This is a genomic window from Streptomyces tanashiensis (assembly GCF_014648895.1).
Classification (GTDB): domain Bacteria; phylum Actinomycetota; class Actinomycetes; order Streptomycetales; family Streptomycetaceae; genus Streptomyces; species Streptomyces tanashiensis.
In genome coordinates, this window is record NZ_BMRZ01000007.1 from 105,106 (window position 1) to 131,768 (window position 26,663).

Consider the following 26,663-nt stretch of genomic DNA (forward strand, 5'->3'; position numbering starts at 1 on the left):
CCGGCGCGAACGGCCGTCACGGCCAGGGCCGGCGAACGACGACAAGGGAGACCCCGTGAAGGTTGGCTGCATCGGACTCGGCGACATCGCGCAGAAGGCCTACCTTCCCGTCCTCGGCGCCCTCCCCGACGTCGAACTGCACCTCCAGACCCGCACCCCGGCGACCCTGGAGCGCGTGGCCGACACCCTGCACCTGCCCGCCGAGCGGCGCCACACCGACCTCGACTCGCTGATCTCCGCCGGGCTCGACGCGGCCTTCGTGCACGCCTCCACCGCCGCCCACGCCGAGATCGCCGGCCGGCTCGTCGAGGCCGGCGTCCCCACCTACGTCGACAAGCCCCTGGCGTACGAGTACGCCGACTCCGAGCGGATCGTGGAGCTCGCCGAGAAGCACCGGGTCAGCCTCGCCGTCGGCTTCAACCGGCGCCTCGCCCCCGGCTACGCCCAGTGCGTCGAGCACCCGCGGGAGCTGATCCTCCTCCAGAAGAACCGGATCGGCCTGCCCGAGGACCCCCGCACCTTCGTCCTCGACGACTTCATCCACGTCGTCGACACCCTCCGCTTCCTGCTGCCCGGCGAGATCGAGCACGTCGACGTGCGCGCCCGGATCCGTGAGGGGCTCATGCACCACGTGGTGCTGCAGCTCTCCGGCGACGGCTTCACCGCCATCGGCATGATGAACCGGATGAACGGCTCCACCGAGGAGATCCTGGAGGTGTCGGGGCAGGACACCAAGCGCCAGGTCCTCAACCTCGCCGAGGTCGTCGACCACAAGGGCCAGCCCACCGTGCGCCGGCGCGGCGACTGGGTGCCGGTGGCCCGGCAGCGCGGCATCGAGCAGGCGGTCCTCGCCTTCCTCGACTCGGTACGCGAGGGCCGGGTGCTCAGCGCCCGCGACGCCCTGCTGACCCACGAGCTGTGCGAGCGCGTCGTCCGCGAGGCGCTGACCCAGGCGGGCTGAACGCCCCCGAGGCCCCGGCGGCGACCACGCCGCCGACCACCACGAGCGCGCCGTACAACGGCCAGTCGCCCCACCGGACATAGAACGTCGTCGTCTCCGAGAGCGGCAGCTCGCGCACGACGGCGACGCTCGCGCCGGTGCCCTGCGCCGGGCCGATCCGCCGCCCGTCGGGACCGTACGCGGCACTGATCCCCGTGAGCGTCGCGTGGACCACGGGCCGGCCGGTCTCGGCCGCCCGCAGCGCCGCGAGCGAGGCGTGCTGGGCGGGCGCCCAGCTGTCCTGGAAGGTACTGGTCGCCGACTGCACGACCAGCAGCGCGGCCCCGTCGCGCACGAGGCGGCGGCTCATGTCGGGGAACGCGGACTCGAAGCAGACGAGCGGCCCGACCCGGAGCGGGGGCGCGCCGGCCTCGCGGGCGGGCAGGGTCATCACGACGGGCTCGGTCCCCCGCCGCCGGTCCTCCTCGGCCGCGCGGCCGGCGGACGTCACCCAGCCCAGGACTCCACGCGCGGGGACGTACTCGCCGAAGGGGACGAGCCGCATCTTGTCGTACCGGTCGCCCGTGAGGCCCTTCGGGTCGACAAGGACGGCGCTCTTGTAGATGCCGGGGCGGTCGGCGCCCCGCGCGTCCACGTTCACCAGGAGCGGCGCGTCCACCGCCCGCGACAGGGCGGTGAGCCGGGCCGCCAGCACCGGGTCGCCCGTCGGATCGGCACCGACCCCGCTCTCCCCCCACACGACCAGGTCGAGTGGCCTGCCGGCGAGCGAGCGGGTCAGCGCCTCGGCCCGGGCGAGGCGCCGCTCCGGCCCCTCGGGCCCGTCGAAGACCCCCGGCTGCACGAGACCGACCCGTACCGTCCCGCTCCGGTCCGGGACCGGCACGCCCCAGGCGGCCGTCCCGGCCACCAGGGCGCAGGCGGCGATCCCGGCGACCCCGACGAGACGCTGCCCCGGCGCCGCCACCAGCAGGACCACGGCCGTGTTCACCGCCACCACCAGGAGGCTCACCAGCCAGACCCCGCCGACCGAGGCGAGCCGCAGCGCCGCCGTGACCTGCCACTGGCTCGCGCCGAGGAGGCCCCACGGGCCGCCCAGCCCCTCCCAGGAACGGGCCAGCTCCACCAGCAGCCACCCCGAGGGCACCGCGAGCAGCGCCACGGACGCGCGGAGCGCCGACGGGGTCCCGCCGAGCAGCGCCCGGACGAGCCACCCCCAGGGCAGCCACAGCAGTCCGAGCAGCGCGGCGAGCGGGAGCAGGAAGACGTGCAGGCTCGGCAGCAGCCAGTGGTGCATCGCCAGCATGAATCCGAGGCCGCCGAACCAGCCGTCGAGACCGGCGCGCCGGGCCCCCGGCGCGGTGCGGATCAGCAGCAGCCACGGCACGAGCGCCAGGTACGCCCACCACCAGAGCCCGGGGGCCGGGAAGGCGAGCGCGGGCAGGGCGCCGCAGCCGACGGCGAGCAGGGAGCGCCCCACCCCGTGCCCGGCGCGCCGAGGGGCGCGGGTGCGGTCGGCCCGGCCTCCGCGGCGGCGGATCACGAACGGACCACGCATGACGTGCCTCCCGTCGATGCCTCCAGTGTCCGCGACGCTCCGTTGTCCGGGGTCAGCTGTGGCGGCGCCAGCGCTCGTCGACGACGACGGAGGCCAGGCGCCAGCCGTCGGCGGTGCGGCGCGCCGCGAAGGCGTAGCGCCCGCCGCAGACGAAGTCCTCGCCGGAGGCGAACCGCATCGGGTTGACGTAGTCGGCGCCGATGTCCGCCCGGTCCCCGGTCTCCGGGTAGCCGCCCGGCTCCCGGAACCGCACCCGCCGGTTCACGATGAGGTGCTGGCGTACGGGGAACAGGGGCAGCGTCGCGGCGAGCCAGTCGGCGACCTCCGCCGCGGGCCCCTCGATCCCGCCCGAGCCGCGGTAGTCGGCCCTGCCGGCCGGGGCGAAGAGCCCCCGGTAGGCGCTCCAGTCGCCCTCGTCCACGGCCGCCGCGTAGCCGGTGATCAGGTCGTCGAGGGCGAATCGGTCCATCACGGTCGCGAGGTCCACGCGCTGCGTCATCGGCTCAGTGTCGGGCAGCGGACGCCAGGGGCCAAGGGCCGTGCGGGACGGATGTGCGCGGGCGCCGGTCATACTGGCCGCCATGCGCGTGAACATCGACCCCGAACTGACCGACCGCACCTCCTTCTACCGGCTGCTGACCGCCACCGTCGTGCCCCGGCCCATCGCCTGGGTGTCCACGGCCTCGGCCGACGGGACGGACAACCTCGCCCCGCACTCCTTCTTCACCATCTCCTCGGTCGCCCCGCCGGTCGTGCAGTTCACGTCGGTCGGCCGCAAGGACTCGCTGCGCAACGTGGAGGAGACGGGGGAGTTCGTGGTGAACCTCGCCCCCGAGGGGCTCTTCGAGCGGATCAACGCCACGGCGACGGACTTCCCGCGCGGGGTGAGCGAGTTCGACGCGTGCGGCGTCGAGCGGGAGCCGAGCCTGCGGGTGAAGCCGCCGCGGGTCGCCCAGTCGCCGGTGGCGCTGGAGTGCGAGCTGCACAGCACGCTGCGGATCGGTGACTCCACGGTCGTCTTCGGCCGGGTCGTGCACGCGGCGGTCGACGCGTCGGTCATGGTCGACGGCCATCCCGAGATGACCCTGATGCGCCCGCTGACCCGGCTCGGGAAGAACGAATGGGGCACCCTGGGCGGGATCGAGGAGATCGCCAGGGTGCCCTACGGGAGCTGAGCCGCCCCCACCGGGGCCAGGGCGTCAGCCCCCGGACTCGCCGGCGTGCGGGCTCAGCACGCCGGCCGAGACCAGCACGATGAGCAGGATGCCGAGCAGGATCCGGTAGATCACGAAGGGCATGAACGACTTCGTGGTGATGAACTTCATGAACCACGCGATCACCGCGTAGCCGACGCCGAACGCGACGATCGTGGCGAAGATCGTCGGTCCCCAGGAGATGTGGCCGCTCTCGCCCGCGTCCTTGAGCTCGAACGCGCCCGAGGCGAGCACCGCCGGGATCGCGAGCAGGAAGGAGTACCGGGCCGCCGCCTCACGGGTGTAGCCCATGAACAGACCGCCGGAGATCGTCGCGCCGGACCGGGAGACACCCGGGATCAGGGCCATCGCCTGGCAGAGGCCGTAGATCAGGCCGTCCTTCACGCCGAGGTCCTTGAGGGTCTTGCGCTCGCGCATCGCGCGGTGCCGGCCGCCGATCTCGTCCCGGGCGGCCATCCGGTCGGCGATGCCGAGGACGATGCCCATCACGATGAGGGTGGTCGCCGTGATCCGCAGATCGCGGAAGGGGCCCTCGATCTGGTCCTTGAGCGTCACGCCGAGGACACCGATCGGGATCGAGCCGACGATCACCAGCCAGCCCATCTGAGCGTCGTGGTCGGACCGCATCGACTTGTCGGTGAGGGAACGGAACCAGGCCGAGACGATCCGCGCGATGTCCTTGCGGAAGTAGATCAGGACCGCGGTCTCCGTGCCGATCTGGGTGATCGCGGTGAAGGCCGCCCCCGGGTCCTCCCAGCCGGCGAAGGCCGCCGTGAGGCGGAGGTGCGCGCTGGAGGAGATGGGAAGGAACTCCGTCAGCCCCTGGACGAGTCCCAGGATGAACGATTCGAACCAACTCATGGGGCTAGGGCCGTCCCGATTATGTACGTGTGCGGTCAGAAGGTCGTGCGCAGCGTACATGCCGAAGATGACGTGCCCGTGGCGAGCGCGTGGAGCTACGGGAGGGCCGGCTCCCGCACCGGCTCGGGCGTCGCCCCGGACTCCGGCGCCGGGGCCGACGCGGCCGCCCGCAGGCCGTGCCGCTTGCGCCAGGCCACCACCGCCGCGCCGAGGCCCGACAGGACGATGAACCCCGCCGAGAAGAGGAACGCCGGCGAACCCGGCGACCCGGCCTGGGCACCCGCCACCACGTACGCCGCCGTGTTCGGCAGCGAGCCGAGCGCCGTCGCCAGGAGGAACGGCACGTACCCCATCCGGGAGACGGCCGCGCAGTAGTTGGCCGCCGCGAACGGCACTCCCGGGAACAGCCGGATCGCCAGCATCGACCGGAAACCGTGCCGGCTCAGCTGCCCGTCCGCCGCCGTCAGCCAGCGGCCCCGCACCAGCGGACGCAGCGCGTCCTGCCCCAGGAACCGGCCGAGGGTGAAGGCGATCCCCGCGCCGAGCACCGTCCCCGCGACGGCCCCCGTCAGACCGGCCGCGGACCCGAAGAGCGCGCCCGCCGCCAGGTTGAGCACCGGGCGCGGTACGAACGCCGCCGCGCACACCCCGTACGCAAGACCGAAGAGCAGCACCGCCCCGGCGCCGCTCGTGTGCGGCGGCCAGCCCGAGGCGAGCATCCGCTGAGGCTCGTAGAGCACCACGAGGGTGGCCGCCGTGAGCAGCAGAAGAGCCAGCAACGAGAGCCGCGCGCGGGGGGCGAGCAGGGCCCGGGAGAAGCGGACGGCAGGGGAGCCCGGCGGCCGGGGGACGGGAGCGAGCATTCGGGGAGAGTAACGGACGCGTCCGTAGGAGCGCCGTAATGTGCGTCATGTCCGTCCGGGGCGCACCCGGAGAGCGCCGTGACCGAGAGGGCCCCATGACCGACACCGCGCCGCCCGCGAGCGCCCTCGCCGACACCGTCCTGGCACGGCTCACCACGGTCTACCCCGCCGCGGGGAACCCTTTCCGGGCCCAGGAGATGGTCGCGTACATGAAGGGCGCGGCCCCCTTCCTCGGCATCCGCACGCCCGAGCGCCGCGCCCTGTCCCGCACGGTCCTCGACGGCACCCCGCGCCCCGACGAGACCGACTGCGCCGCGATCGCCCTGCGCTGCTTCGCCCTGCCCGAGCGCGAGTACCACTACTTCGCCGTCGACTACCTCCGCCGGCACGTGAAGCGCTGCTCCTCCGGCTTCCTGCCGGTCGCCCGCCGGCTCGTCACCACCGTCTCCTGGTGGGACACGGTGGACCACCTCGCCGCCCACGTCGTCGGCGGACTCGTGGCGGCCGCCCCCGCCCTCGCCGGCGAGATGGCCGCGTGGATCGACGACGAGGACCTGTGGGTCGCCCGCACCGCCCTCCTCCACCAGCTCCGCTTCAAGGACGCCACCGACGCCGACCGGCTCTTCGCCTACTGCCTGCGCCGCTCGGCCCACCCCGACTTCTTCATCCGCAAGGCCATCGGCTGGAGCCTGCGCGAGTACGGCAAGACGGCCCCCGCGGAGGTCCGCTCCTTCGTCGCCGCCCACGGCTCCCGCCTCTCCCCGCTCTCCGTCCGCGAGGCCCTGAAGAATCTCTAGGCCCCCCGGGTGCCGGGCGGCCCAACTGCTGCGTCAGACTGGGCACATGACGCGTACGGGGAAGCGGACGGCGCTGGTGCTCGGGGCCGGTGGGCTCGTCGGCGCGGGGTGGGAGATCGGGGTCCTGCGCGGACTCCTCGACGCGGGGGTCGACCTGACCACCGCCGACCTGATCGTCGGCAGCTCGGCGGGCGCGGTCGTCGGGGCGCGGCTCGCCTGCGGGCGGGGCGGGCTCGACGCGCTGTACGAGCAGCAGCTCGACGGGGAGGCCACCGAGCCCGCCGCACGGCTCGGGGTCCCCACGATCGTCCGGTACGCCGTCGCCGTCCTCAGGTCCCGCACCCCCGAGGAGTACGGACGCAGGCTCGGCCGGCTCGCCCTCGCCGCGCCCACCGTCGCCGAGACCGACCGCCGCGCGACCGTCGCCCGGCGGCTCGGCCGGGTCACCGACTGGCCCGCCCGGCCGCTGCTGATCACCGCGGTCGACGCCGCGACCGGCGAGCTCACCGCCTACGACGAGAACAGCGGGGTCCCCCTCACGGACGCCGTCACCGCGAGCTGCGCCATCCCCGGCGTCTGGCCCCCGGCGAGCATCGGCGGGCGCCGCTGGATCGACGGCGGCATCCACTCCACGGCCAACGCCCACCTCGCCGCCGGCTACGACCGGATCGTCGTCATCGCCCCCAGCGCCCGGGGCAGCAAGGTGGTGCTCTCCCCGGCCCGGCAGGGCGCCGACCTCGCCGCCGCCGGGGCGCGCGTCGAGGTGATCACCCCCGACGCAGGCTCCCGCAAGGCGATGGGCCGCAACGTCCTCGACCCCGCGCACCGCGCCGCGGCGGCCCGCGCGGGGCGGGCACAGGGCACCTCTCGCGCCGAGGAGGTCGCCGCGGTCTGGACGGGCTGACGGTCCGCACACCCACGGCATCCCCGGACGGCCGCCCCCGGCACAATGAGAGCGTGAACGAGCACATCCCCGTCATCCGCGAGGTCGACCAGGGCACCGCGCGCCTCATGCCCGACGTGGACCGGGAGCGGGCCTGGCTGCTCACGGTCGACGGAGCGCCCCAGTCGTACGTCGACCTGGACGATCCGGCGTACCTGGAGTTCGAGTACGCGCGGCGCCTCGCCCATGTCGTCGACGGCGCCGCCGAGTCCGGCGCGCCCCTCGACGTCCTGCACCTGGGCGGCGGGGCGCTCTCGCTGCCCCGGTACGTCGCCGTCACCCGGCCCGGCTCGCGCCAGGACGTCGTCGAGGCCGACCGGGGGCTGCTCGCCCTGGTGGAGGAGCACCTGCCCCTGCCCGAGGGCTCGGGGACCACCGTGCACGGGGCGGACGCCCGGGCCTGGCTGGAGGCGGCACCGGACGCCTCGGCCGATCTGATCGTGGGCGACGTCTTCGGCGGCTCGCGCGTGCCCGCGCACCTCACCTCCGTCGAGTACGCGCGCGAGGTCCGGCGCGTCCTGCGGCCCGGAGGGCTCTACGCCGCCAACCTGGCCGACGGGGCCCCCTTCCCCTTCCTCCGCTCCCAGCTCGCCACCTTCGCCGCCGTCTTCCCGGAACTCGCGCTCGTCGCGGAGCCCGCAGTACTGCGCGGGCGCCGCTTCGGGAACGCCGTCCTGGTCGCCTCCGGCCGGGAGATCGACATCGCCCACCTCGCGCGCCGCGCGGCGGCCGACGCCTTCCCCGCGCGCGTGGAGCACGGGGAGACGCTCGACCGCTTCACCGCCGGGGCGGAACCGGTCCTCGACGCGGGGGCCGTCCCGTCACCCGTTCCCCCGGAGGGCGCCTTCGGCATCGGCTGAGGCGTCCCGGACAGGGGCGCCCTCCGGGGCGCCGGCGACCGCCTTCGCGTGCGGGCGCCGCGTCAGCTTCCGTACGTCCGGCACGAGGAGGACGAGCGCGGTGACGAGCACCATCAGGGCCGCCGCGCCCCACAGCGCCTCGCTCCGGCCGAACGCGCTCTCCGCCGGGCCCGCGAGGGCCGTGGACAGCGGCAGCAGCGCCGTGGAGCCGAACCAGTCGTAGGCGGAGACCCGGGACAGCTTCTCCTCCGGGATCTCCTGGTGCATGGTCGTCATCCAGGAGACGCCGAAGACCTCGATCGCGACTCCGCTGACGAACATCGCGGCCGTCAGTCCCGCCGCGTCGAGCGGCACGGCGAGCGCGGCCGAGGGCAGCGCGATGGGGAAGACGCACAGGGTTCCGACGAAGAGCATCCGGCGCGGTTTCCACCGGGTCATCAGGACGGCGCCCATGACCGTCCCCGCCCCGTACGCGGCGAGCGCGATGCCCCAGGGGCGCGAGCCGCCCAGCTCGTCCCGGGCGACCAGCGGGCCGAACACGGACTCCACCGCGCCGATGAGGCCCACCACCACCGAGAACTGGGCGACGATCGACCACAGCCAGGGCCGGCCGATGAACTCCTGCCAGCCCTCCCGCAGATCCGCGAAGAGCCCGCCGCCGGGGGCGCGGTCCGGGATGCCGCTCACGTCGAGGAAGGCCCGCAGACCGCCCGCGACGGCGAAGGCGACCGCGTCGATCGCGAGGACCCAGCCCGGTCCGACGAAGGCGACGAGCGCGCCGCCGAGCGCGGCGCCACCGATGGCGGCGCCGTGCATCGCCATGCGGAAGACGGCGAAGGCGCGGCTCGCCTGTTCCCCGCTGACGGTGGCCATGAGCATGCCCTCGGCCGCCGGGTTGAAGAAGGCCTGGCCGGTGCCGCAGAGCGCGGTGAGCACCATCATCTGCCAGATGCGGGCCTCGCCGGAGAGAACGAGGACGGCGAAGGCGGCCTGCGAGACGCAGTTGAGCGCGTTGGCCGCGACCATCACCCGGTGCCGGGGCACCCGGTCGGCCACCGCGCCGCCGATGAGCAGGAAGAGGACCAGCGGCAGGAACCGGGCCATGGCCACGAGACCCACGTCGCCCGCGTCGCCCCCGGAGTCGAAGACCGCCCAGGTCGTGGCGATCAGCGCGCCGTGCGTGCCGAGGTTGGTCACGATCGTGGCGGCGGTGAGCAGGAGGTAGTTGCGGCCGGCCCAGTCGGGACGGCGGGAGCGGGGAGGAGCCTGGTGCGGGGAGGCGGCGGGTGTGGTCACCCCGGGACTATCCCTGTCTCCTCCCCGGAGTGCCAACCCGATATCCGGACGGTCCGTCAGGCTCCGGGGGGCCGGTGGGCGCGAGGCCGGCCGGAGGGACCACCGGGACCGGCGCGGCCGGGCCCGGTGGCCGGAGGGTCAGGCGGCGGGGGCGAGCCGGACCGTGGAGAGGATCTGCCGGATCGTCTCGTCGGACAGCTCGTCCTTGACGCCGTCGGCCCCGTAGAGCACCCACGTCGAGAAGTCGCCGGCACCGTTCTTGAAGGTGAAGGCGTAGGACTTGCCGTCCGTCTCGCACTTGTTGCGCTTCTTGACGCCCGGCGCCGTGGCGGTCGCCAGGCTGCCGGTGAGGCCGGACTTCGTCTTGTACGGCACGGGCTTGGTGATCTTGATGGTGCTCTGCGGCATGTGCTGCGCGTAGCCGCCCCACACCCAGGTGCCGGCCTCGCCGCGCGCGGCGGACGCGGTGTCCTTGGCGCCCTGGCCGCCCTTGGTGCCGGCGGAGGCCAGGCCCCAGGTCTCCTCGGTGCCGTTCTTGTCGACGTCGTACGTGCACCACTTGCTCTTGAGGCGGGTGGGCCCGGACATCGTCACCAGCGGGCTGCCGTCGTTCTTCTTCTCGTCCTCGAAGAAGGTGATCGCGCCCGGCTTCATGACCTCCCACTCCGGCGGTACGTCGAAGAGGGTGCCGTACTTCGGGTTGTAGACGACCTTCCAGCCGGGGATCGTCGGCTGCTGCGCCGCGCCGTCGCGCGGGTTGGCGATCCCGGAGGACTGGCTCGGGTCGGGCGCCGGGGCGGACGAGGGGTCCCCGGAGGCGGTGGCCGTGACGGACGGCTTGGGGTCGTCCGCGGTGTCCTTCTTGTCGTCGTCCTTGCCGAGCACCAGGAATCCGGTGACGCCGGCCGCGACGACCACGGCGGTGGCGGCGACGATCGCCACGAGCGTCGTCTGCTTCTTCTTGCCGCCGTCCGGCCCGCCGGGCTGTCCGGGGGCGGGCACCGCGTACTGCTGCGGCACCGTCGGCTGCTGGTACGGGTTCGGGTATCCCGGCTGCTGGGCGTACCCCTGCTGAGGGTGACCCGGCTGCGTCGGCGGCTGCTGCGGGTAACCGGGCTGCGCCGGCGGCTGCTGCGGGTAGCCCGGCTGCGTCGGCGGCTGCTGATACGGGTTCGGCTGCTGGTACCCCGACTGCTGGTACGGGTTCTGACTCTGGTCCTGCGGGTTCTGCTCGCCCCCGGGCGGCTGCTGTCCTGGCCACATGGCCAGTAACCATAGAGGTGCGGGGGCCGCACGACCACGCCCGCCCCCTGGCCGGGCGCGGGCGGGGGATGGCCAAGTCTGCTACTCGTGGGTAACATCACGGTCCATGAGCGCAGACCAGATGTCCGTCGGCGAGATGCTCGCCGCCACGGTCCCCATGGCCGGAACCCTCAACCTGGAGTTCCTGGAGACCACCGCCGAGCGCGCCGTCGTGCGCCTCCCGGACCAGCCCGCCTACCACAACCACGTCGGCGGCCCGCACGCCGGAGCGATGTTCACCCTGGCCGAGTCCGCCAGCGGCGCCATCGTGCTCGCCGCCTTCGGCGACCAGCTCGGCCGCGCGGTCCCGCTCGCCGTCAGCGCCGAGATCGGCTACAAGAAGCTGGCCATGGGCGTCGTCACGGCCACCGCCACCCTCGGCCGCCCCGCCGCCGAGGTCGTCGCCGAACTCGACGCCGGAGAGCGTCCGGAGTTCCCGGTGCGGATCGACATCACCCGCGAGGACGGTGCCGTGACCGGCGAGATGACCGTCGTCTGGACCCTGCGCCCCAACTCCTGACCGGGACGCCGCCACGCCGCCCCCGCCCCCTCCCCGGGGTGCGGGGGCGGTGCGCGTTCCCGGCGGTGCCACCTCGGCGTCGAGGCCCGTTCGTCCCGACCGGGTAGGCTTCCCCGGCGTGCCCGCCGACATGCGTGCCGGGCGATCGAACAGCTGAGCAGCCGACACGGGAGGAACCGCGTTGCACGTCCAGGAGTGGCTGGAGACGATCCCCGCGGTCGCCGTCTACGTCCTTGTGGGAGTGGTGATCGGGCTGGAGAGCCTGGGCATCCCGCTCCCCGGGGAGATCGTGCTCGTGAGCTCGGCGCTGCTCGCCTCGCAGCACGGCGACATCAATCCGTACGTCCTCGGTGCCTGCGCCACCGCCGGCGCGATCATCGGCGACTCGATCGGCTACGCGATCGGCCGCAAGGGCGGACGGCCGCTGCTGGCCTGGCTGGGCAGGAAGTTCCCCAAGCACTTCAGCGAGGCCAACATCGGGCTCGCCGAGAGCTCCTTCCAGAAGTGGGGCATGTGGGCGGTCTTCTTCGGCCGCTTCATCGCCCTGCTCCGCATCTTCGCGGGGCCGCTCGCCGGCGTGCTGCACATGCCGTACTGGAAGTTCCTGATCGCCAACGTCCTCGGCGGCATCCTGTGGGCCGGCGGCACCACGGCCGTCATCTACTCGGTCGGCGTCGTCGCCGAGGCCTGGCTCAAGCGCTTCTCCTGGCTGGGCCTGGTCCTCGCCGTGCTGATCGGCATCGCCTCGATGCTGGTCGTCAAGAACCGCGCCAAGAAGGCGGCGGCGCAGCGGGCCGAGACTCCGGAGCCGGTCCCGGCGGCGGACTGAGCGCGGACCGTACTCGGAGCCGGACACGGACGCGGACAGGGACACGGACACGGCGGAGGGCGGCACCCGGGATCGGGTGCCGCCCTCCGCCGTACCGGACGACGGACTCAGTCCTCGAAGGCCTCGGCGTGGCCCTTGGCGAGCAGCAGGTACATCTCGGCGTTCAGCTGGATGCCGGCCTTCTCCTCGTCGGTCAGCGGGCGGCGCACCTTGGCGGGGACGCCCGCGACCAGGGAGCCGGGCGGGATCTCCATCCCCTGCGGGACGAGCGCCTGGGCGGCGACGAGCGAGCCGGCGCCGATCCGGGCCCCGTTGAGGACCGTCGCGCCCATGCCGACGAGCACGTCGTCCTCGATCACGCAGCCGTGCACGGTCGCGTTGTGGCCGACGGTCACCCGGTCACCGATCGAGACGGGGAAGCCGGGGTCGACGTGGACCGTGCAGTTGTCCTGGATGTTGGAGTCCTCGCCGATCGCGATCGGTCCGCAGTCCGCCCGCAGCACCGCGTGGTACCAGATGCTGGCACGGGCGCCGAGCGTGACCTCGCCGAGCACCACGGAGGTCGGGGCGGTGAAGGCGGTCGGGTCGATCTGCGGCTCCTTGCCGCCCACTCCCTTGATCAACGCCTCTGTCATGGTTCGCTCCTGATCGTCAGCCGTCACGTCACGCCCGGGGGGTGCCCCCGGGCGCAGCCTATGCCGTGCCCATGACGGACATCACAGCGCACCGAATCGATCAGGTGCGACGGCGCCGACTACGGTGGCCGGGTGCCCAGGAACAGAAACACGTTCTCATCCCTCGCCGCCTGGCGGCGCCGGGTCCTCGCCCGTGCCGTGCAGGGCGGCTGGCGCTGGGTGCAGCAGGCCGGCTCCGTCACCGCCGAACACCCGGGGAGACTGCGGTTCCGCCGCCTCGGCGCGGGCACCCGGCTCGCCTTCCCGCAGGGCACGGTCTTCGGCGAGCCGTGGATCGAGATCGGCGAGTGCTGCATCATCGCCGAACAGGTCACGCTGACGGCCGGGATGCTGCCGGACCTCGACCTCGGGGCGGACACGGTCCTCACCCTCGGGGACGGGGTGGTCCTCGGGCGGGGCAGCCACGTCATCGCCGACGCGAAGGTGACCATCGGCTCGGACACGTACTGCGGTCCGTACGTCTACATCACCTCGACCAACCACAGTTACGACGACCCGGACGAGCCCGTGGGCCGCCAGTGGCCCCGCTCGGAACCGGTCTCCATCGGCCCCGGTTGCTGGCTGGGCACGGGCGCGGTGATCCTTCCCGGCGCGCGCCTCGGCCGGAACGTCGTCGTCGCGGCGGGCGCGGTGGTGCGCGGTGAGGTCCCGGACCACGCGGTCGTGGCGGGCGCCCCGGCGAAGGTCGTCCGCCGCTGGACCCCGGAGGCCGGCTGGCAGCCCCCGCTCCGCACCCCCGCCCCGACCCCGATCCCGGAGCACGTCACCCCGGAACAGCTGGCGGCGCTCGCGGTGTGGGAGGCGCAGCGCGCCGCCGGCTCCGAGTCCGTGCCGTCCTGACCCGACCGGCGGACGGCGGATCGTACGGCTAACCCGTCGCCAGGAGGACCGTGCCCACCAGGGCGAGGCCCGCGCCCGCCGCCTGGATCCCGCGGAGCCGTTCCTTCAGGACGCCGCGGGCCGCGAGGGCCGTGACGACCGGGTAGAGGCTGGCGAGGACCGCGGCGACCGTGACCGGGCCCTGCTGCGCGGCGATCGCGTACGTGCCGTTGGCGGCGACGTCCGCGAGGCCCACGAAGGCGAGGGCCGGGAGCGCGGCGCGGACGACCCCGCGGCCGCCCTCCGGGAGCGCGAGGCCGCCGCGCCTCACCGAGGCGTACAGGGCTCCGCCGCCGACCACGACGTTCGTGACGCGCTGGACGAACAGGGCGAGGAACAGGCCCGTGACGGTCGTGGACGCCTCGGCGATGAGCGCCATCACCGAGCCGAAGCCGAAGGCCGCGACCAGGGTCAGCAGGACCGCCTGGCGCTGGACGGGCGCCCCGCGCAGCTCGGGTCCGCCCGCGAGCACCACGCCGAGGATCGCCACCGCGATCCCGGCGAACTGGAGCAGGCCCGGCCGGTCGCCGACGAGGAGGCCGACGGAGACGGGGACGACGACGCCGAGGGAGCCGAGCGGGGAGACGACGCCCATCGGGCCGAGCGCGAGCGCCTTGTAGAAGGCGAGCATGGCCGCGGGGCCGACGACGCCCGCCCCGACGGCGTACCAGAGCTGGGGTCCCGCCTCGGTCCAGGCGCCGGTCGCGAGGACGATCGTGCCGAGGACGAGGACCGCGAGGACCTGTGAGACCACGACGACGGTGAGGGCGGGGATCCGCCGGGTGAGGAGCCCGCCCCCGAAGTCGGCGAGGCCCCACAGAAGGCTGGTGGCCAGGGCGAACAGGGCGGTCATGAATCCTCGCAGGGGCGTGCGGCAGTACAGTGCAGTGAACCATCGGGTGCAGCCCACCGTAGTTCAGTGTAGTGAACTCTGTCATCCAGAATATTGGACGGAATGTGTCGGACCTCGACCAGCTCACGCAGTCGCTCGCCCGGAACCTGAAGCGCTGGCGCAAGGAGCGGGGACTCACCCTGGACGCGCTCGCCGCGCGCGCGGGCGTCAGTCGCGGCATGATCATCCAGATCGAGCAGGCCCGGACCAACCCCAGCGTCGGCACCACCGTGAAGCTGGCCGACGCCCTCGGCGTCTCCATCACGACCCTCCTCGACTACGAGCAGGGCCCCCAGGTCCGGCTCGTGCCGCCCGGCCAGGCCGTCCGCATGTGGTCCACCTCCACCGGCAGCCACACCACCCTCCTCGTCGGCACCGAGGCCCGGGGCCCGCTGGAGCTCTGGTCCTGGACCCTGATGCCGGGCGACGGCAGCGCCTCCGACCCGCACCCCGAGGGCACGGTCGAGCTGCTGCACGTCACCGCCGGGACGCTCACCCTGGTCGTGGACGGCGAGGAGCACCCGCTGCCCGCCGGCACGTCCGCCGTCTTCGAGGCCAACGTCGCGCACTCCTACCGCAACGACGGCGACGAACCGGCCGAGATGACGATGGCCGTCTCCATCCCGCCGGTCCGCTGACGGCCGTACGCAGACCTGGCCGCCGTGGACCGGGCGTCCGCGCGCCGGACCACCGTGGGCCGGACCGCCGCGGACCGGACCGCCGTGGGCCTGCGCTCGTACCCTGAGACGGATCCCCGTACCCCCGGCGGCGGTTGTTAGCGTGAGGCGCATGCGCGCACCCATCGGAGACTTCGAAGACGCCCGGCCCGCCCATGACAGCCTCGACCTGCTGACCGGCCCCGTCGCGGCCGCCGTCCGCGCCTGGACGGGCCCCGTCCCGGCCGGTCAGCTGCTGTACGTGGACACCGACCCGGCCATCGCCGACACGGCCGTCTTCGTGGAGCACCACGGGGCCGCGCTCCTCGACGCGTCCGCCAACTGCGTGGTCGTCGCGGGCAGGCGCGGGGAGACGACGACCCTCGCCGCCTGCCTCGTGAAGTCGGCGACCCGGGTCGACGTCAACGGCGTCGTCCGCAAGCATCTCGGCGCCCGCAAGGCCTCGTTCGCGCCGATGGACACCGCGACCGGCGAGACCGGCATGGAGTACGGCGGGATCACCCCGATCGGCCTCCCGGCCGACTGGCCCCTCCTCGTCGACGCCGCCGTCCTCGACACCGAGTGGGTCCTCGTCGGCAGCGGCAGCCGCCGGGGCAAGCTCATCGTCCCCGGCAAGGCCTTCGCCCGACTCCCCGGCGCCGTCGTCCTGGAGGGCCTCGGCGTCCCCGTCGCCTGAGGCCGGGCGCCGGGCGGTCGGCGGCTCAGCCCAGGCGCGGGATCTCGATCGCGGGGCAGCGGTCCATGATCATGTCGAGGCCGGCCTCGCGGGTCCGGGCGAACGCGTCGTCGTCGATGACGTCCAGCTGGAACCAGACCGCCTTCGCGCCGATCGCGACGGCCTCGTCGGCGACGGCGCCCGCCAGCTCGCTGTTCACGAAGACGTCGACGACGTCCACCGGGAACGGGATGTCGGCCAGCGTGGCGTACCCCTGCTCGCCGTGGACCGTCTCCGCCTTCGGGTGCACCGGGACGATCCGCTTGCCGAAGCGCTGGAGGACGGCCGCCACCCCGTACGCGGCGCGGGCCCGGTTCGAGGACAGGCCGACCACCGCCCATGTGTCGCCCGTGGACGTCAGGATCCGCCGCACCGTCTCCGCCGCGGAGTACGCCGTGGGGTCCGTGTCCGTGGTCGTGGTGTCTGCGCTCATCGCTTCTGCTGCCTCTCGTCGGCGCGGCCCGTCCCTCACGTGAACGAGCCGCGCCGGGCCGTGATTCCCGAACGGGGGGATCGGCGCTCCCCGGGACGGATCAGATCTCCCACGCCCGCCGTTCGGCCTCGCGCGGCGCCTCGACCAGGGACGGCACCCCCGGGCCGAAGGTCATCACCGGACGGGCCGGGTCCCACGGCCGCCAGCCCGGGTCACCGGTCTTCGCGAACGCCACCCAGGCCGCGTGCATGGCCGTGGCCAGCGCCCGCGGAGCGTCCGGGCCCGTCAGCGCGCGCGTCTCCGGCAGGTCGAGCGTGTCGAAGACGAAGCCGAGTTCGAGCGCGTGGCAGGCGCGGAGGCCGAGGACGGGCAAGGGCCAGCCGAACTCGTACAGATACGTCGCGGCGGTCCTTCCGGCCAGTCGGTAGTCCGCCAGCATGTTCTGCGGGATCCGCAGCAGCTTGTCCGCCGCGAGCACACCCAGGACCTCGCCCGGCTTCTCCTGCGGCCGGCCCTCCCGGTACACCTTCGCCACGCGGGGCGATATCCGCCCCTTCCGGAGCAGGAACCGCTGCGCCAGGGACCCCACCCGCTCGGTGTGCCCGCCCGGCACGAACCACAGCCGGTACTCGTCCGTGTTCGTGCCCATCAGCAGCTCCACGTCCGCCGAAGCGCCGTCCGCGAGCAGGTCCCCCGGATGGTCCGGCAGGACGTCGCCGTCCACGACGATGTGGAAGGCGTGGCCGCTGAGCACCGGATTGCCCTTGCCCGTCACCGCGGTCTGCGCCGCGAGCAGCCGCTCTGGGTCCACACCGGCGAACGCCTCCGCCGTCGCCGGCACCTTGAGCCGCGCGGCGATCGCCTCCGTGGTCCTCCGGGCGACGTCGATCGACCGGGCGCTCGGCGCCCCGCTCTGGATCACGGCCCGCCGGAACAGGCCCTTGGCGAGCGGCGAGGCCAGCAGGGCGGCGATGGAGATCGCCCCGGCCGACTCGCCGAACACGGTCACCCGGTCCGGGTCCCCGCCGAAGGCCGCGATGTTCTCCCGTACCCAGGTCAGCGCGGCGATCTGGTCGCGCAGACCGAGATTGGCGGGCGCGTCGGGGAAGACCCCGAACCCCTCGATGCCGAGCCGGTAGTTGACCGAGACGAGGACCACGCCGTCCCGGGCGAAGGCGGTGCCGTCGTAGACGGGGACCGCCGAGGAGCCGTGGATCAGCGACCCGCCGTGGATCCAGACCATGACGGCCCGCCCGCCGTCGCCGGGACCGGCGGCCGGCCAGGGGGTCCAGACGTTGAGGTTGAGGCAGTGGTCGCCCGCGACCTCGGGGTCGGGGAGCAGCGCGTCGAGCGGCGGGGCGTACGGGCGCTTGGGCGCCGTCGCCCCGAAGGCGGTGGCCTCCCGTATCCCCTCCCAGGGCTCCGCCGGCTCCGGAGCGCGGAACCGCAGCGCCCCGACGGGGGCCTGCGCGTAGGGGATTCCGAGGAACGACGCCACGCCGTCCTTCAGGGCGCCGCGCAGAACGCCGTTCGGCGTGCGGACCCCGGGACCGTCCTGGACGTGTTCCGCGACGTACTCCGACATCGATTCACCTCTCCGTGGGGTCGACGGTGACGCACCGTCCAGATCATGCGGTCAGGGCGGGGCCTCCGGTCAACCCCGCGACACCAGGGCGCGCTTGAGGACCTTGCCCGTCGGGCCGAGCGGCAACTCCTCGACGAAACGCACGATCCGGGGGTACTTGTGGCGGCCGAGCCGCTCCCGCGACCAGTCCACGAGCTCCTCCTCGGAGAGCGGGGCGGCGCCCTCCCGGCGTACCACCACGGCGCACACCTCCTCGCCCCTGGCCTCGTCGGGGACGCCGATCACCGCCACCTCCGAGACCGAGGGGTGGCGCACGAGGACCTCCTCGACCTCGCGCGGGTAGATGTTGAAGCCGCCCCGGATCACCAGGTCCTTCTTCCGGTCCACGATCCGCAGGAAGCCGTCCTCGTCCCGGACGCCCAGGTCGCCCGTCCGGAACCAGCCGTCCACGACCGCCGCCGCGGTCGCCGCCGGGTCGTCGAGGTACCCGGCGAAGACGTTGTGCCCGCGCACCACCACCTCGCCGACCTCACCGTCCGCGAGCAGCCGGATCGCGCCCTCGACGGCCGCGTCCGCGACGCCCACCTCGACCCCCCACACCGGGTGCCCCACCGTCCCCGGCCTGCGGCCGATGTGCGGCTGGTTGAAGGTGGCGACCGGCGAGGTCTCCGTCAGGCCGTACCCCTCCAGGACCTGGGTGTCGAAGGTCTCCTCGAACCGCTCCAGGACCGCGACCGGCAGCGCCGCACCGCCCGACACGGCGGCACGCAGCGCCTCCGGACGCAGCTCGGACACGGCCGCCGCCTCCACCAGGGCGTGGTACATCGTCGGCACGCCCATGAAGACCGTCACGCCCTCGTCGACGAGCACCCGGAGCGCCGCCGGGCCGCTGAACCGGGGCATCAGGACGAGCGTCGCGCCCTGGCGCAGCGTCCCGTTCATCGCGCAGGTCTGCCCGTAGCTGTGGAAGAGCGGCAGACAGCCGAGGACCACGTCGCCGCTGCCGAGACCCAGCAGGTCCTGCGAGGTCACCGAGGCGTTCATGACGATGTTGAGGTGGGTCAGCAGCGCGCCCTTGGGGCGGCCCGTCGTCCCGCTCGTGTAGAGGATCACCGCCGTGTCCGACGGCTCGGCCGGCTCGGCCGCGGCAAGCGGCGCCGCCGCCGACGGCGCACCCTGGAAGGCCCGGACCCCCGCGGCGCGCGCGGCCTCGTCGGCCACCGCCCACAGCGGCCCGCCGCTGACGATGCCGACCGCGCCGCTGTGCTCCAGGACGTACCGCACCTCGTCGGCGACGAGCAGCGCGTGCACCGGCACGACCGTAGCGCCCGCCGCGAGCGCCCCGTAGTACACGCGCAGGAACTCGGTCGTGTTCGGCAGCAGGACCGCCAGCCTGTCGCCCGGCTTCACGCCCGCCTCCCGCAGCCCGGCGGCGCAGCGCAGGGCCTCCGTCCAGAGCTCCCGGTAGGTGAGCCGGGTCGCGCCCTCGACGACCGCGATCCGGTCGGGGAAGTGACGGGCGGACTCGCCCAGCACGCCGGCGACGCTCAGTGACATGACACGCTCCAGGGACACGGAGGCGACAGCGGGGTTACGGCGCTGTCGACGATCGGCTGACACCGCACAGACTCCTGCGCAGGGCCCCCGGGACGCCATGTGCAGCTGCCCATCATCCGGGCGCCCGAGCTGGGCAGGGGCCCCGCCGTCGCGCCCACCCCGTGGCAATCGCCAAATCCCGGCGTTACCGTGCGAGCCATGACGCACAGCTCGGCCACGGCCGGCGAGCCCGGAGGGGCACGGTCCGGTGGCATCCACACCCCCCTCAGCGGCGCCGGCGGCTCCGGAGCGCTCCGCCGCTCCCTCGCCACGGCGATGCTCGCCGACGTCGACCGGCTCACCGACCGCGCCGTCGACGACATCCGCGCCCACTCCGGTACGTACGCCTCCGGCGCCCCCGTCACCCGTGAGGACCTCTGGGAGATCTGCCGGGACAACCTCCTGCGGGCCCTGGAGGACTTCGGCGGCCTCGCCCCCACCGGCGGCGACTTCGAGTGGGCGGCCCGCGAGACCGGCCGCCGCCGCGCCGAGCAGGGCGTCCCGCTCGACACCGTGCTCCAGGCCTACCGGCGGGGCGGCCGGGTGCTCTGGCAGGTCATGGCCGAGCACCTCCGGATCCGGGCCGGGCGGGGGACCGGCAGCCGGGACCTCGAACTCGACATGGCGAGCGGGGTCTGGGAGACCATCGACCGGTACTCGGTCGCGATGGCCGACGCGTACCGGATCGCCCAGCTGGAGCTGCAGAGCCGCCAGGACACCCGGCGCGTCGCCCTCTTCGAGGCCCTGCTCGACGGGCGCGCCGACGACCCCGCCGTCGCCTCCGCCGCGGCGACCGCGCTCGGCGTCCCCGCGGTCGACCGGTACGTCGTCGTGGTCGCCGCGCAGGACCCGGCCGCCCCGCCGCACCCCGCGCCCGCCCTGGAGGCGCAGGGCATGTGGTCCTTCTGGCGGCCGCGCTCCGGCCGCTATGCCGGCATCGTCCGGCTGCCCCGGCGCGTCACGCCCGCCGGGCGGCCGGCGGCCGCGGCCGGCTGCGGCGCCGACCCGGCCGTGCGGACCCTGCTGGCCGCCCTGCGGGAACGGACCGGCGCCACCGCCGGGGTCTCCCCGGAGTTCGAGCGCCTCTCCCAGGCAGGGCGCGCCCTGCGGCTCGCCGAGCAGACCCTCCGTACGCTCCCCGCCGGCAGCGGCGAGGCCGCCGTCTTCGACGACCGGCTCGCCCAGGTGCTGCTCAGCGGGCGCACCGACATCGCCGAGCGCATCGTCACCGTCCACCTCGGGCCGGTGCTCGCCACCGGCGGTGAGCGGGCCGCGCTCCTCACCACCCTCCGGGCCTGGCTCGACCACGGCTGCTCGGCCTCCCGGGCCGCCGAGCAGCTCTACTGCCACCGCAACACCGTCCTCAACCGCATCGGCCGCATCGCCGAACTCACCGGCCGCTCCAGCGAGTCGGGTGACGCCCGCCTCGGCTGGGCCCTGGCGCTCCGCGCCCTCCCGTACGCCGGACTCGGGCCGGAAGCGGTCGCACCGGAACCGGCCGCCGGACCCGCACCCACCGCCCCGGACCGCGAGGCCGACGGAACGTAGCGCGCCGGAACGGCCGCCGGGGAAGGGCCCGCCGGGACACCCCGGGCCCGACGGAGCGCCGCCCGCCCGGAACGGCCGCCGGAAAGCCCCGCCCGGACGGAACGTAGGCTGGTCGGATGCAGGAGCAGTACCGCACTCTGGCCCGCGAGGGCGTGCACGAGACCGAGATCAACCGCTCGCGCTTCCTCTGCGCGCTCGCGCCCGTCGCCGACGAGCGGGAGGCGCAGGAGTTCGTCGCGCGGATCCGCAGGGAGCACCCGACCGCCACCCACAACTGCTTCGCGTACGTCCTCGGCGCCGACGCCTCCGTGCAGAAGGCGAGCGACGACGGCGAGCCCGGCGGCACGGCGGGCGTCCCCATGCTCCAGATGCTGCTGCGCCGCGAGATGCGGTACGTCGCCGCCGTCGTGACCCGCTACTACGGCGGGGTGAAGCTCGGCGCCGGAGGCCTGATCCGCGCGTACGGCGGGGTGGTCGGCGAGGCGCTCGACGCGCTCGGCACCGTCACCCGGCAGCGCTTCCGGCTCGCCACCGTCACCGTCGACCACCAGCGCGCGGGCAAGCTGGAGAACGACCTGCGGGCCACCGGCCGCGCCGTGCGCGACGTGCGCTACTCCGAGGCCGTCACGATCGAGATCGGCCTCCCGGACGCGGACGTCCCCGCCTTCCGCGGCTGGCTGGCCGACGCCACGGCGGGCACGGCCTCCTTCGCGCTCGGCGGCGAGGCGTACGGGGACGCGTGATGCGTCACACGTGACGTCCCGCACGTGCCGCGTCCCACGTCATCCGCGCACCGGGGCCCCGGCCCGCCGGGTTCCCGGCGCCGCGCCCACCGCAGCGCCCCGAACCGGGGCGGGTCCGCCCGCACGCGCCCGCGTGGACCGGCCCCGCCGCCCCTCCCGCTCGGGATAGCGTGGTGGGCGCACAGCAACGGGAACCGGCGGCGAGGAGCGGCGCACATGCGGGGTGGGACGGCATCGTGAGGCTCCTGCACACCTCGGACTGGCATCTCGGCCGGTCCTTCCACCGCGTCGGTCTCCTCGACGCCCAGGCCGCCTTCCTCGACCACCTCGTGGCGACCGTCCACGCGCACGACGTGGACGCCGTCCTCGTCGCCGGTGACGTCTACGACCGGGCCGTGCCACCGCTGCCCGCCGTCGAGCTCTTCGACACCGCGCTGCACCGCCTCGCCGAGGCCGGGGTGCCCACCGTCATGATCTCCGGCAACCACGACTCGGCCCGGCGGCTCGGCGTCGGCGCCGGACTCATCGAGCGGGCCGGCATCCACCTCCGTACCGACCCCGACGGCATCGGCACCCCCGTCGTCCTCTCCGACGCCCACGGCGAGGTCGCCCTCTACGGCCTGCCCTATCTCGAACCCGCGCTCGTCCGCGAGCGGCTCGGCGCCGAGAAGGCCGGGCACGAGGCCGTCCTCACCGCCGCGATGGACCGGGTCCGCACCGACCTCGCAGGGCGGCCCGCCGGCACCCGCTCCGTCGTCCTCGCCCATGCCTTCGTCGCGGGCGGCGCACCCAGCGACAGCGAGCGGGACATCACGGTCGGCGGCGTCGCCGCCGTCCCCACCGGGATCTTCGACGGCGTCGACTACGTCGCCCTCGGCCACCTCCACGGCAGCCAGGTCCTCACCCCGCGCGTCCGCTACTCCGGCTCCCCCCTCGCCTACTCCTTCTCCGAGGCCGGCCACCGGAAGACGATGTGGCTGATCGACCTCGGCGAGGACGGGTCGATCACCGGCGACGTACGCCTCGACTGCCCCGTCCCTCGCCCCCTCGCCCGCGTCCGCGGACGGCTCGACGACCTCCTCGCCGACCCCGCGCTCGCCCCGCACGAGCAGTCCTGGGTGGAGGCCACCCTCACGGACCCGGTGCGGCCCGCCGAGCCGATGGCCCGGCTCACCGCACGCTTCCCCCACACCCTCAACCTGGTCTTCGACCCCGAGCGGACCGGGGACGACCCCGGCGCCTCCTACGCCCAGCGGCTCCGGGACCGCAGCGACCAGCAGATCGCGGAGGACTTCGTGGCCCATGTGCGCGGCGGCGCCGCCCTCGACGGCGACGAACGGGCGGTCCTCCACGGCGCCTTCGACGACGTCCGCGTCGACACGGCCGAGCGCGAGGTGGGCCGGTGAGGCTGCACCGCCTGGAGATCACCGCCTTCGGCCCCTTCGGGACCACGCAGAAGGTCGACTTCGACGCCCTGTCCGCCGCCGGGCTCTTCCTCCTCCACGGGCCGACCGGCGCCGGCAAGACCTCCGTCCTCGACGCCGTCTGCTTCGCCCTGTACGGGAGCGTCCCCGGCGTCCGCCAGAACCCCGGCACCTCCCTGCGCAGCGACCACGCGCCCGTCGGCACGTACACCGAGGTCCTCCTCGAACTGACCGTGGGGGACCGGCGGCTGGAGATCACCCGCCGCCCGGCCCAGCAGCGCCCCAAGAAGCGCGGCGGCGGCTTCACCACCGAGAAGGCGCAGACCTGGCTCCGCCAGTACGACCCCGCCACCGGCGAGTGGGCCGGCCTCAGCCGCTCCCACCAGGAGATCGGGGAGGAGATCACCCAGCTCGTCGGCATGAGCCGCGAGCAGTTCTGCCAGGTCGTCCTCCTCCCGCAGGGCGACTTCGCCCGCTTCCTCCGCGCCGACGCCGAGGCCCGGGGCAAGCTCCTCGGCCGCCTCTTCGACACCCGCCGCTTCGCCGCCGTCGAGGAACGCCTCGCGGAGCTGCGCCGCGCCGCCCAGCAGGAGGTCGAGGACGGGGACACGCGGCTGCTCACCCTCGCCCACCGCATGACCCAGGCCGCCGGCAACCTCGCCGTCGCCCGCACCCCCGTCGAGGGCAGGCCCGGCGATCCCGGGCTCGCCGAGTCCGTCCTCACCTGGGCCGCCCTCGCCCGCACCGAGGCCCTGGAGGTCCTCGACATCGCGGGCGTGCGCCTCGCCGCGGCCGAGGGCGGGCAGGCCGCCGCGCGCGCCGCCCTCGACGCGCAGAACGACCTCGCCGCCCGGCAGGCCCGGCACGCCGACGCCCTCCGGCGCCGCGAGCGGCTCACCGAGCAGGCGCCCGAGCGCGACCGGTTCCAGGACTCCCTCGACCGCAGCCTCAAGGCCGACCGGGTGGCGCCCGCGCTCGGACTGCGCCGGGACGCCGCGCGCGAGCACGGCGCCGCGCACACCGCCCGGGAGCGTGCCGGCGCCCTGCTGCCCCCCGACCTCGCCGACGCCGGCGCCGAGCAGCTCTCCGCCCTCGAACACCGGCTGCGCGAGGAGCTCGGCGGACTCGAAGCGGCCCGCCGGGCCGAGCGCCGCGCGGCCGCCGTCGCCGAGGAGCGCGCCGTACTCGCCCGGGAGGCACGCGCCGACGAGGACGCCCTCCGGGACGCGGCCGACTGGCTCGCCGGCTGGGAACCCCGCCGCACGGCCCTCACCGAACGGGTCGAGGCGGCCCGGGACGCCGCCGCCCGCGCCGAACACCTCGCGGGCCGTCTGGAGCCGGCCCGCCGCCGCCTCGCCGCGGCCCGCCGCCGTGACTCCCTCGCCGAGGACACCCGGGCCGCCGAGGCCCGTCTCGCGGCTGCCCGCGAGCTCCGCAACGGCGCCCACGAGAGCTGGCTCGACGTCAAGTCCCGCCGCCTGGAGGGCATCGCCGCCGAACTCGCCGTCACGCTCAGCGCCGGCGATCCCTGCCAGGTCTGCGGCTCCACCGCCCACCCGGCCCCCGCCCGCACCACCGCCGGCCACGTCGACCGCGCCACGGAGGACGCCGCCTACGCGGCCTACACCCGCGCCGAGGAGACCCGCACGGCCGCCGAACGCGAACTGGCCGTCACCCGCGAGTCCTGGTCCGCGGCCCGTACGGAGGCGCTGGCCGGCCCCGAGGGCGCGGCGCCCGACACCGAGCCCACCGCCCTCGAACTCGCTTCCGAGGCAGAAGAGTTGACCCGTCTGCACGCCGAGGCGCACACGCTCGCCGGGCAGACGCACAGCGCGCGGGAGGCGCTCGCGCGGGCCGAGCGGGAGCACGAGGAACGCGTCGCCGCGCAGCGGGAGGCGGAGCGCCGGGTCGCCGCGCGGACCTCGCGGCGGGAGGCCCTGGAACGGGAGCAGTCCGCGCTCGACGAGGAACTCGCCCGGGGTCGCGGCGCGTTCGCCAGTGTGGCCGAACACGCCTCCCGCCTGGAGCGGCGGATCGCCCTCCTGGTCGACGCCGCCGGAACCGTACGCACCGCCGAACTCGCCGCCCAGCGCCTCAAGGAGGCCGACGACCGGCTCGCCGACGCCGCCTACCGGGCGGGCTTCGCCACCCCGGCCGAGGCCGCCGGCGCCCTCCTCGGCGAGGTGGAACGCCGCACCCTCCAGCAGCGCGTGGACGCCTGGCAGGCCGAGGCCGCCGCCGTCGCGGACCGGCTCGCCGAGCCCGGCACGGCCGAGGCCGCCGCCCAGCCGCCCGCCGACCCCGTCGGTGCCGAGGCCGCGCACCGGGCGGCGGAACGCGCGCTCCGCGAGGCCGACTCGGCCCTGGCCACCGCCCGCGAGCGGGCCGGCGGACTCGCCGGACTCTCCCGGCAGGCCGTCACCGAGGTCCGCCGCCTGGGGCCGCTGCGCGAGGAGTACGACCGGGTGGCCCGCCTCGCCGCCCTCACCGCCGGCACCTCCGCGGAGAACGAGCGCCGGATGCGCCTGGAGTCGTACGTGCTCGCCGCCCGGCTCGAACAGGTCGCGGCGGCCGCGAGCGCCCGGCTCCAGCGCATGTCCTCGGGCCGCTACACCCTCGTCCACTCCGACGCGCGCTCCGGCGGCAGGCGGTCCGGCCTCGGACTGCACGTCGTCGACGCCTGGACCGGGAACGAACGCGACACGGCGACGCTCTCCGGCGGCGAGACCTTCTTCGCCTCGCTCGCGCTCGCCCTCGGCCTCGCCGACGTCGTCACCGACGAGGCCGGCGGCGTCCGGCTGGACACCCTCTTCATCGACGAGGGCTTCGGCAGCCTCGACGAGCAGACGCTCGACGAGGTCCTCGACGTCCTCGACTCGCTGCGCGAGCGGGACCGCAGCGTCGGCATCGTCAGCCATGTCGGCGACCTGCGCCGCCGGATCCCGGCCCAGCTGGAGGTCGTCAAGGCGCGGCAGGGCTCGGCGGTGCGGCTGCGTACCGGAGGGGAAGCGCTCAGCGGCTGAGCGAGCGCCGCGGCAGCGGGGAGGAGTAGACGACGCTGGTGGTGACCGCGCCGAGCGTGGCGATCTTCCCGGTGATCCCCTCCAGGTGCTTCATGGAGCGGGCGGCGACCTTGAGGACGAAGCAGTCGTCACCGGTGACGTGGTGGGCTTCGAGGACCTCGGGCGTGGTGTCGAGCAGGTCGTGGAACGGCTTGTAGTTGCCGTGCGGGTAGCGCAGCCGGACGAAGGCGAGGATGGGCAGGCCCAGACGGTCCTGGTCGACGATCGCCGTGTACCCGGTGATCACCCCGGCGTCCTCCAGGCGCCGCACCCGCTCGGTCACCGCGGACGGTGACATCGACACCGCGCGGGCGAGCTCGGCGAAGCTGGCGCGGCCCTCGGCCTGGAGGGCTTCGAGGATGCGCCAGTCGGTGGCGTCGGGGGTGTATTCGGTGGTCATGGGGGAGAGCCTG

Annotated in this window: 26 protein-coding genes; 14 read left to right on the forward strand and 12 right to left on the reverse strand. The window is 74.6% G+C overall.

Annotation, left to right across the window (positions count from 1 at the left end; all coding sequences use genetic code 11):
- The first annotated feature begins 55 nt into the window (after nt 1-55).
- Nucleotides 56-961 carry a Gfo/Idh/MocA family protein gene (locus tag IE237_RS22060; protein WP_189803792.1) on the forward strand — a complete coding sequence of 302 codons (906 nt, stop codon included), beginning with the start codon at nt 56-58 and terminating at the stop codon, nt 959-961.
- Here the strand turns inward: IE237_RS22060 and lnt are convergent.
- Together lnt and IE237_RS22070 are read right to left on the reverse strand one after the other, a co-directional pair.
- Nucleotides 885-2,516 (reverse strand): apolipoprotein N-acyltransferase, encoded by a 1,632-nt coding sequence (gene lnt / locus IE237_RS22065; protein ID WP_189803793.1) that lies wholly within the window; start codon nt 2,514-2,516, stop codon nt 885-887. The genes IE237_RS22060 and lnt overlap by 77 nt on opposite strands.
- Before the next feature lie 52 nt (nt 2,517-2,568).
- Complete coding sequence (locus IE237_RS22070) at nt 2,569-3,015, reverse strand: nuclear transport factor 2 family protein (protein ID WP_189803794.1); 447 nt, start codon at nt 3,013-3,015, stop codon at nt 2,569-2,571.
- An 82-nt stretch (nt 3,016-3,097) separates the two neighbouring features.
- On the opposite strand from IE237_RS22070, the gene IE237_RS22075 reads away from it, so the two are divergent.
- Complete coding sequence (locus tag IE237_RS22075) at nt 3,098-3,691, forward strand: flavin reductase family protein (RefSeq protein WP_189803795.1); 594 nt, start codon at nt 3,098-3,100, stop codon at nt 3,689-3,691.
- Between the two features lie 24 nt (nt 3,692-3,715).
- Here IE237_RS22075 and IE237_RS22080 read toward each other — a convergent pair whose 3' ends face one another.
- Together IE237_RS22080 and IE237_RS22085 are read right to left on the reverse strand one after the other, a co-directional pair.
- Nucleotides 3,716-4,591, reverse strand: coding sequence for an undecaprenyl-diphosphate phosphatase (locus IE237_RS22080; RefSeq protein WP_189803796.1), 876 nt, complete (start codon nt 4,589-4,591; stop codon nt 3,716-3,718).
- Nucleotides 4,592-4,686: 95 nt separating this feature from the next.
- On the reverse strand, nt 4,687-5,454 hold the full coding sequence (locus IE237_RS22085; protein ID WP_189803797.1) for a TVP38/TMEM64 family protein: 768 nt from the start codon (nt 5,452-5,454) through the stop codon (nt 4,687-4,689).
- 95 nt (nt 5,455-5,549) lie between these two features.
- On the opposite strand from IE237_RS22085, the gene IE237_RS22090 reads away from it, so the two are divergent.
- From IE237_RS22090 to IE237_RS22100, 3 genes are read left to right on the forward strand one after another with little or no spacing between them, the layout of a single operon-like run.
- On the forward strand, nt 5,550-6,251 hold the full coding sequence (locus IE237_RS22090) for a DNA alkylation repair protein (protein ID WP_229842821.1): 702 nt from the start codon (nt 5,550-5,552) through the stop codon (nt 6,249-6,251).
- A gap of 46 nt (nt 6,252-6,297) precedes the next feature.
- Nucleotides 6,298-7,155: a patatin-like phospholipase family protein gene (locus IE237_RS22095; protein ID WP_189803799.1), complete on the forward strand. Its 858-nt coding sequence runs from the start codon at nt 6,298-6,300 to the stop codon at nt 7,153-7,155.
- A 53-nt stretch (nt 7,156-7,208) separates the two neighbouring features.
- Entirely contained in the window at nt 7,209-8,054 is an 846-nt protein-coding gene (locus IE237_RS22100; protein ID WP_189803800.1) for a spermidine synthase, read from the forward strand.
- Here the strand turns inward: IE237_RS22100 and IE237_RS22105 are convergent.
- A complete protein-coding gene (locus tag IE237_RS22105; protein ID WP_189803801.1) occupies nt 8,016-9,350 on the reverse strand; it encodes an MFS transporter in 1,335 nt (444 codons plus the stop codon). The two genes, IE237_RS22100 and IE237_RS22105, sit on opposite strands and share 39 nt — an antisense overlap.
- 138 nt (nt 9,351-9,488) lie before the next feature.
- Nucleotides 9,489-10,613: a DUF8017 domain-containing protein gene (locus tag IE237_RS22110; protein ID WP_189803802.1), complete on the reverse strand. Its 1,125-nt coding sequence runs from the start codon at nt 10,611-10,613 to the stop codon at nt 9,489-9,491.
- A 106-nt stretch (nt 10,614-10,719) separates the two neighbouring features.
- Here IE237_RS22110 and IE237_RS22115 point away from each other — a divergent pair, with 106 nt between their 5' ends.
- Both IE237_RS22115 and IE237_RS22120 read left to right on the forward strand, forming a co-directional pair.
- Entirely contained in the window at nt 10,720-11,172 is a 453-nt protein-coding gene (locus IE237_RS22115) for a DUF4442 domain-containing protein (RefSeq protein ID WP_189803803.1), read from the forward strand.
- Nucleotides 11,173-11,353: 181 nt separating this feature from the next.
- The gene (locus IE237_RS22120) at nt 11,354-12,001 is read left to right on the forward strand and encodes a DedA family protein (protein ID WP_189803804.1); all 648 of its coding nucleotides are present in this window, start codon (nt 11,354-11,356) and stop codon (nt 11,999-12,001) included.
- 107 nt (nt 12,002-12,108) lie between these two features.
- Here IE237_RS22120 and IE237_RS22125 read toward each other — a convergent pair whose 3' ends face one another.
- Nucleotides 12,109-12,636, reverse strand: a complete 528-nt coding sequence (locus tag IE237_RS22125; protein WP_116162174.1) for a gamma carbonic anhydrase family protein — start codon at nt 12,634-12,636, stop codon at nt 12,109-12,111.
- A 132-nt stretch (nt 12,637-12,768) separates the two neighbouring features.
- Here IE237_RS22125 and IE237_RS22130 point away from each other — a divergent pair, with 132 nt between their 5' ends.
- On the forward strand, nt 12,769-13,536 hold the full coding sequence (locus IE237_RS22130; protein WP_189803805.1) for an acyltransferase: 768 nt from the start codon (nt 12,769-12,771) through the stop codon (nt 13,534-13,536).
- A gap of 28 nt (nt 13,537-13,564) precedes the next feature.
- Here the strand turns inward: IE237_RS22130 and IE237_RS22135 are convergent, their stop codons facing one another.
- On the reverse strand, nt 13,565-14,428 hold the full coding sequence (locus IE237_RS22135; RefSeq protein WP_189803806.1) for a DMT family transporter: 864 nt from the start codon (nt 14,426-14,428) through the stop codon (nt 13,565-13,567).
- A gap of 104 nt (nt 14,429-14,532) precedes the next feature.
- Here IE237_RS22135 and IE237_RS22140 point away from each other — a divergent pair, with 104 nt between their 5' ends.
- Nucleotides 14,533-15,105 (forward strand): helix-turn-helix domain-containing protein, encoded by a 573-nt coding sequence (locus IE237_RS22140; protein WP_189803807.1) that lies wholly within the window; start codon nt 14,533-14,535, stop codon nt 15,103-15,105.
- Between the two features lie 151 nt (nt 15,106-15,256).
- Nucleotides 15,257-15,820 (forward strand): YbaK/EbsC family protein, encoded by a 564-nt coding sequence (locus tag IE237_RS22145; protein WP_189803808.1) that lies wholly within the window; start codon nt 15,257-15,259, stop codon nt 15,818-15,820.
- A gap of 25 nt (nt 15,821-15,845) precedes the next feature.
- On the opposite strand, the gene IE237_RS22150 is transcribed toward IE237_RS22145, so the two are convergent.
- The 3 genes from IE237_RS22150 to IE237_RS22160 all read right to left on the reverse strand — a co-directional run bounded on the left by IE237_RS22150 (nt 15,846) and on the right by IE237_RS22160 (nt 19,434).
- The gene (locus IE237_RS22150) at nt 15,846-16,292 is read right to left on the reverse strand and encodes a CoA-binding protein (protein ID WP_189803809.1); all 447 of its coding nucleotides are present in this window, start codon (nt 16,290-16,292) and stop codon (nt 15,846-15,848) included.
- 100 nt (nt 16,293-16,392) lie between these two features.
- Nucleotides 16,393-17,877: a carboxylesterase/lipase family protein gene (locus tag IE237_RS22155; protein WP_189803810.1), complete on the reverse strand. Its 1,485-nt coding sequence runs from the start codon at nt 17,875-17,877 to the stop codon at nt 16,393-16,395.
- Between the two features lie 69 nt (nt 17,878-17,946).
- On the reverse strand, nt 17,947-19,434 hold the full coding sequence (locus IE237_RS22160) for a long-chain-fatty-acid--CoA ligase (protein WP_189803811.1): 1,488 nt from the start codon (nt 19,432-19,434) through the stop codon (nt 17,947-17,949).
- 198 nt (nt 19,435-19,632) lie between these two features.
- Between IE237_RS22160 and IE237_RS22165 the strand changes: the two genes are divergently transcribed.
- From IE237_RS22165 to IE237_RS22180, 4 genes are all read left to right on the forward strand, one after another.
- Nucleotides 19,633-21,021 (forward strand): PucR family transcriptional regulator, encoded by a 1,389-nt coding sequence (locus tag IE237_RS22165; protein WP_229842822.1) that lies wholly within the window; start codon nt 19,633-19,635, stop codon nt 21,019-21,021.
- A gap of 116 nt (nt 21,022-21,137) precedes the next feature.
- Nucleotides 21,138-21,764 carry a YigZ family protein gene (locus IE237_RS22170; protein ID WP_189803812.1) on the forward strand — a complete coding sequence of 209 codons (627 nt, stop codon included), beginning with the start codon at nt 21,138-21,140 and terminating at the stop codon, nt 21,762-21,764.
- Nucleotides 21,765-22,000: 236 nt separating this feature from the next.
- A complete protein-coding gene (locus tag IE237_RS22175; protein WP_189803813.1) occupies nt 22,001-23,170 on the forward strand; it encodes an exonuclease SbcCD subunit D in 1,170 nt (389 codons plus the stop codon).
- Entirely contained in the window at nt 23,167-26,211 is a 3,045-nt protein-coding gene (locus IE237_RS22180; RefSeq protein ID WP_189803814.1) for an AAA family ATPase, read from the forward strand. The genes IE237_RS22175 and IE237_RS22180 overlap by 4 nt, the downstream gene beginning before the upstream one ends.
- Here IE237_RS22180 and IE237_RS22185 read toward each other — a convergent pair.
- On the reverse strand, nt 26,201-26,650 hold the full coding sequence (locus tag IE237_RS22185) for an Lrp/AsnC family transcriptional regulator (protein ID WP_189803815.1): 450 nt from the start codon (nt 26,648-26,650) through the stop codon (nt 26,201-26,203). The genes IE237_RS22180 and IE237_RS22185 overlap by 11 nt on opposite strands.
- Nucleotides 26,651-26,663 lie beyond the last annotated feature (13 nt).

Coding starts and splice junctions, on each gene's coding strand:
- IE237_RS22185 (WP_189803815.1), bottom strand. CDS start 26,650: ATGACCACCGAATACACCCCCGACGCCACCGACTGGCGCATCCTCGAA.
- IE237_RS22070 (WP_189803794.1), bottom strand. CDS start 3,015: ATGACGCAGCGCGTGGACCTCGCGACCGTGATGGACCGATTCGCCCTC.
- IE237_RS22135 (WP_189803806.1), bottom strand. CDS start 14,428: ATGACCGCCCTGTTCGCCCTGGCCACCAGCCTTCTGTGGGGCCTCGCC.
- IE237_RS22115 (WP_189803803.1), top strand. CDS start 10,720: ATGAGCGCAGACCAGATGTCCGTCGGCGAGATGCTCGCCGCCACGGTC.
- IE237_RS22165 (WP_229842822.1), top strand. CDS start 19,633: ATGACGCACAGCTCGGCCACGGCCGGCGAGCCCGGAGGGGCACGGTCC.
- IE237_RS22080 (WP_189803796.1), bottom strand. CDS start 4,591: ATGAGTTGGTTCGAATCGTTCATCCTGGGACTCGTCCAGGGGCTGACG.
- IE237_RS22090 (WP_229842821.1), top strand. CDS start 5,550: ATGACCGACACCGCGCCGCCCGCGAGCGCCCTCGCCGACACCGTCCTG.
- IE237_RS22095 (WP_189803799.1), top strand. CDS start 6,298: ATGACGCGTACGGGGAAGCGGACGGCGCTGGTGCTCGGGGCCGGTGGG.
- IE237_RS22085 (WP_189803797.1), bottom strand. CDS start 5,454: ATGCTCGCTCCCGTCCCCCGGCCGCCGGGCTCCCCTGCCGTCCGCTTC.
- IE237_RS22125 (WP_116162174.1), bottom strand. CDS start 12,636: ATGACAGAGGCGTTGATCAAGGGAGTGGGCGGCAAGGAGCCGCAGATC.
- IE237_RS22150 (WP_189803809.1), bottom strand. CDS start 16,292: ATGAGCGCAGACACCACGACCACGGACACGGACCCCACGGCGTACTCC.
- IE237_RS22160 (WP_189803811.1), bottom strand. CDS start 19,434: ATGTCACTGAGCGTCGCCGGCGTGCTGGGCGAGTCCGCCCGTCACTTC.
- IE237_RS22155 (WP_189803810.1), bottom strand. CDS start 17,877: ATGTCGGAGTACGTCGCGGAACACGTCCAGGACGGTCCCGGGGTCCGC.
- IE237_RS22075 (WP_189803795.1), top strand. CDS start 3,098: ATGCGCGTGAACATCGACCCCGAACTGACCGACCGCACCTCCTTCTAC.
- lnt (WP_189803793.1), bottom strand. CDS start 2,516: ATGCGTGGTCCGTTCGTGATCCGCCGCCGCGGAGGCCGGGCCGACCGC.
- IE237_RS22110 (WP_189803802.1), bottom strand. CDS start 10,613: ATGTGGCCAGGACAGCAGCCGCCCGGGGGCGAGCAGAACCCGCAGGAC.
- IE237_RS22145 (WP_189803808.1), top strand. CDS start 15,257: ATGCGCGCACCCATCGGAGACTTCGAAGACGCCCGGCCCGCCCATGAC.
- IE237_RS22170 (WP_189803812.1), top strand. CDS start 21,138: ATGCAGGAGCAGTACCGCACTCTGGCCCGCGAGGGCGTGCACGAGACC.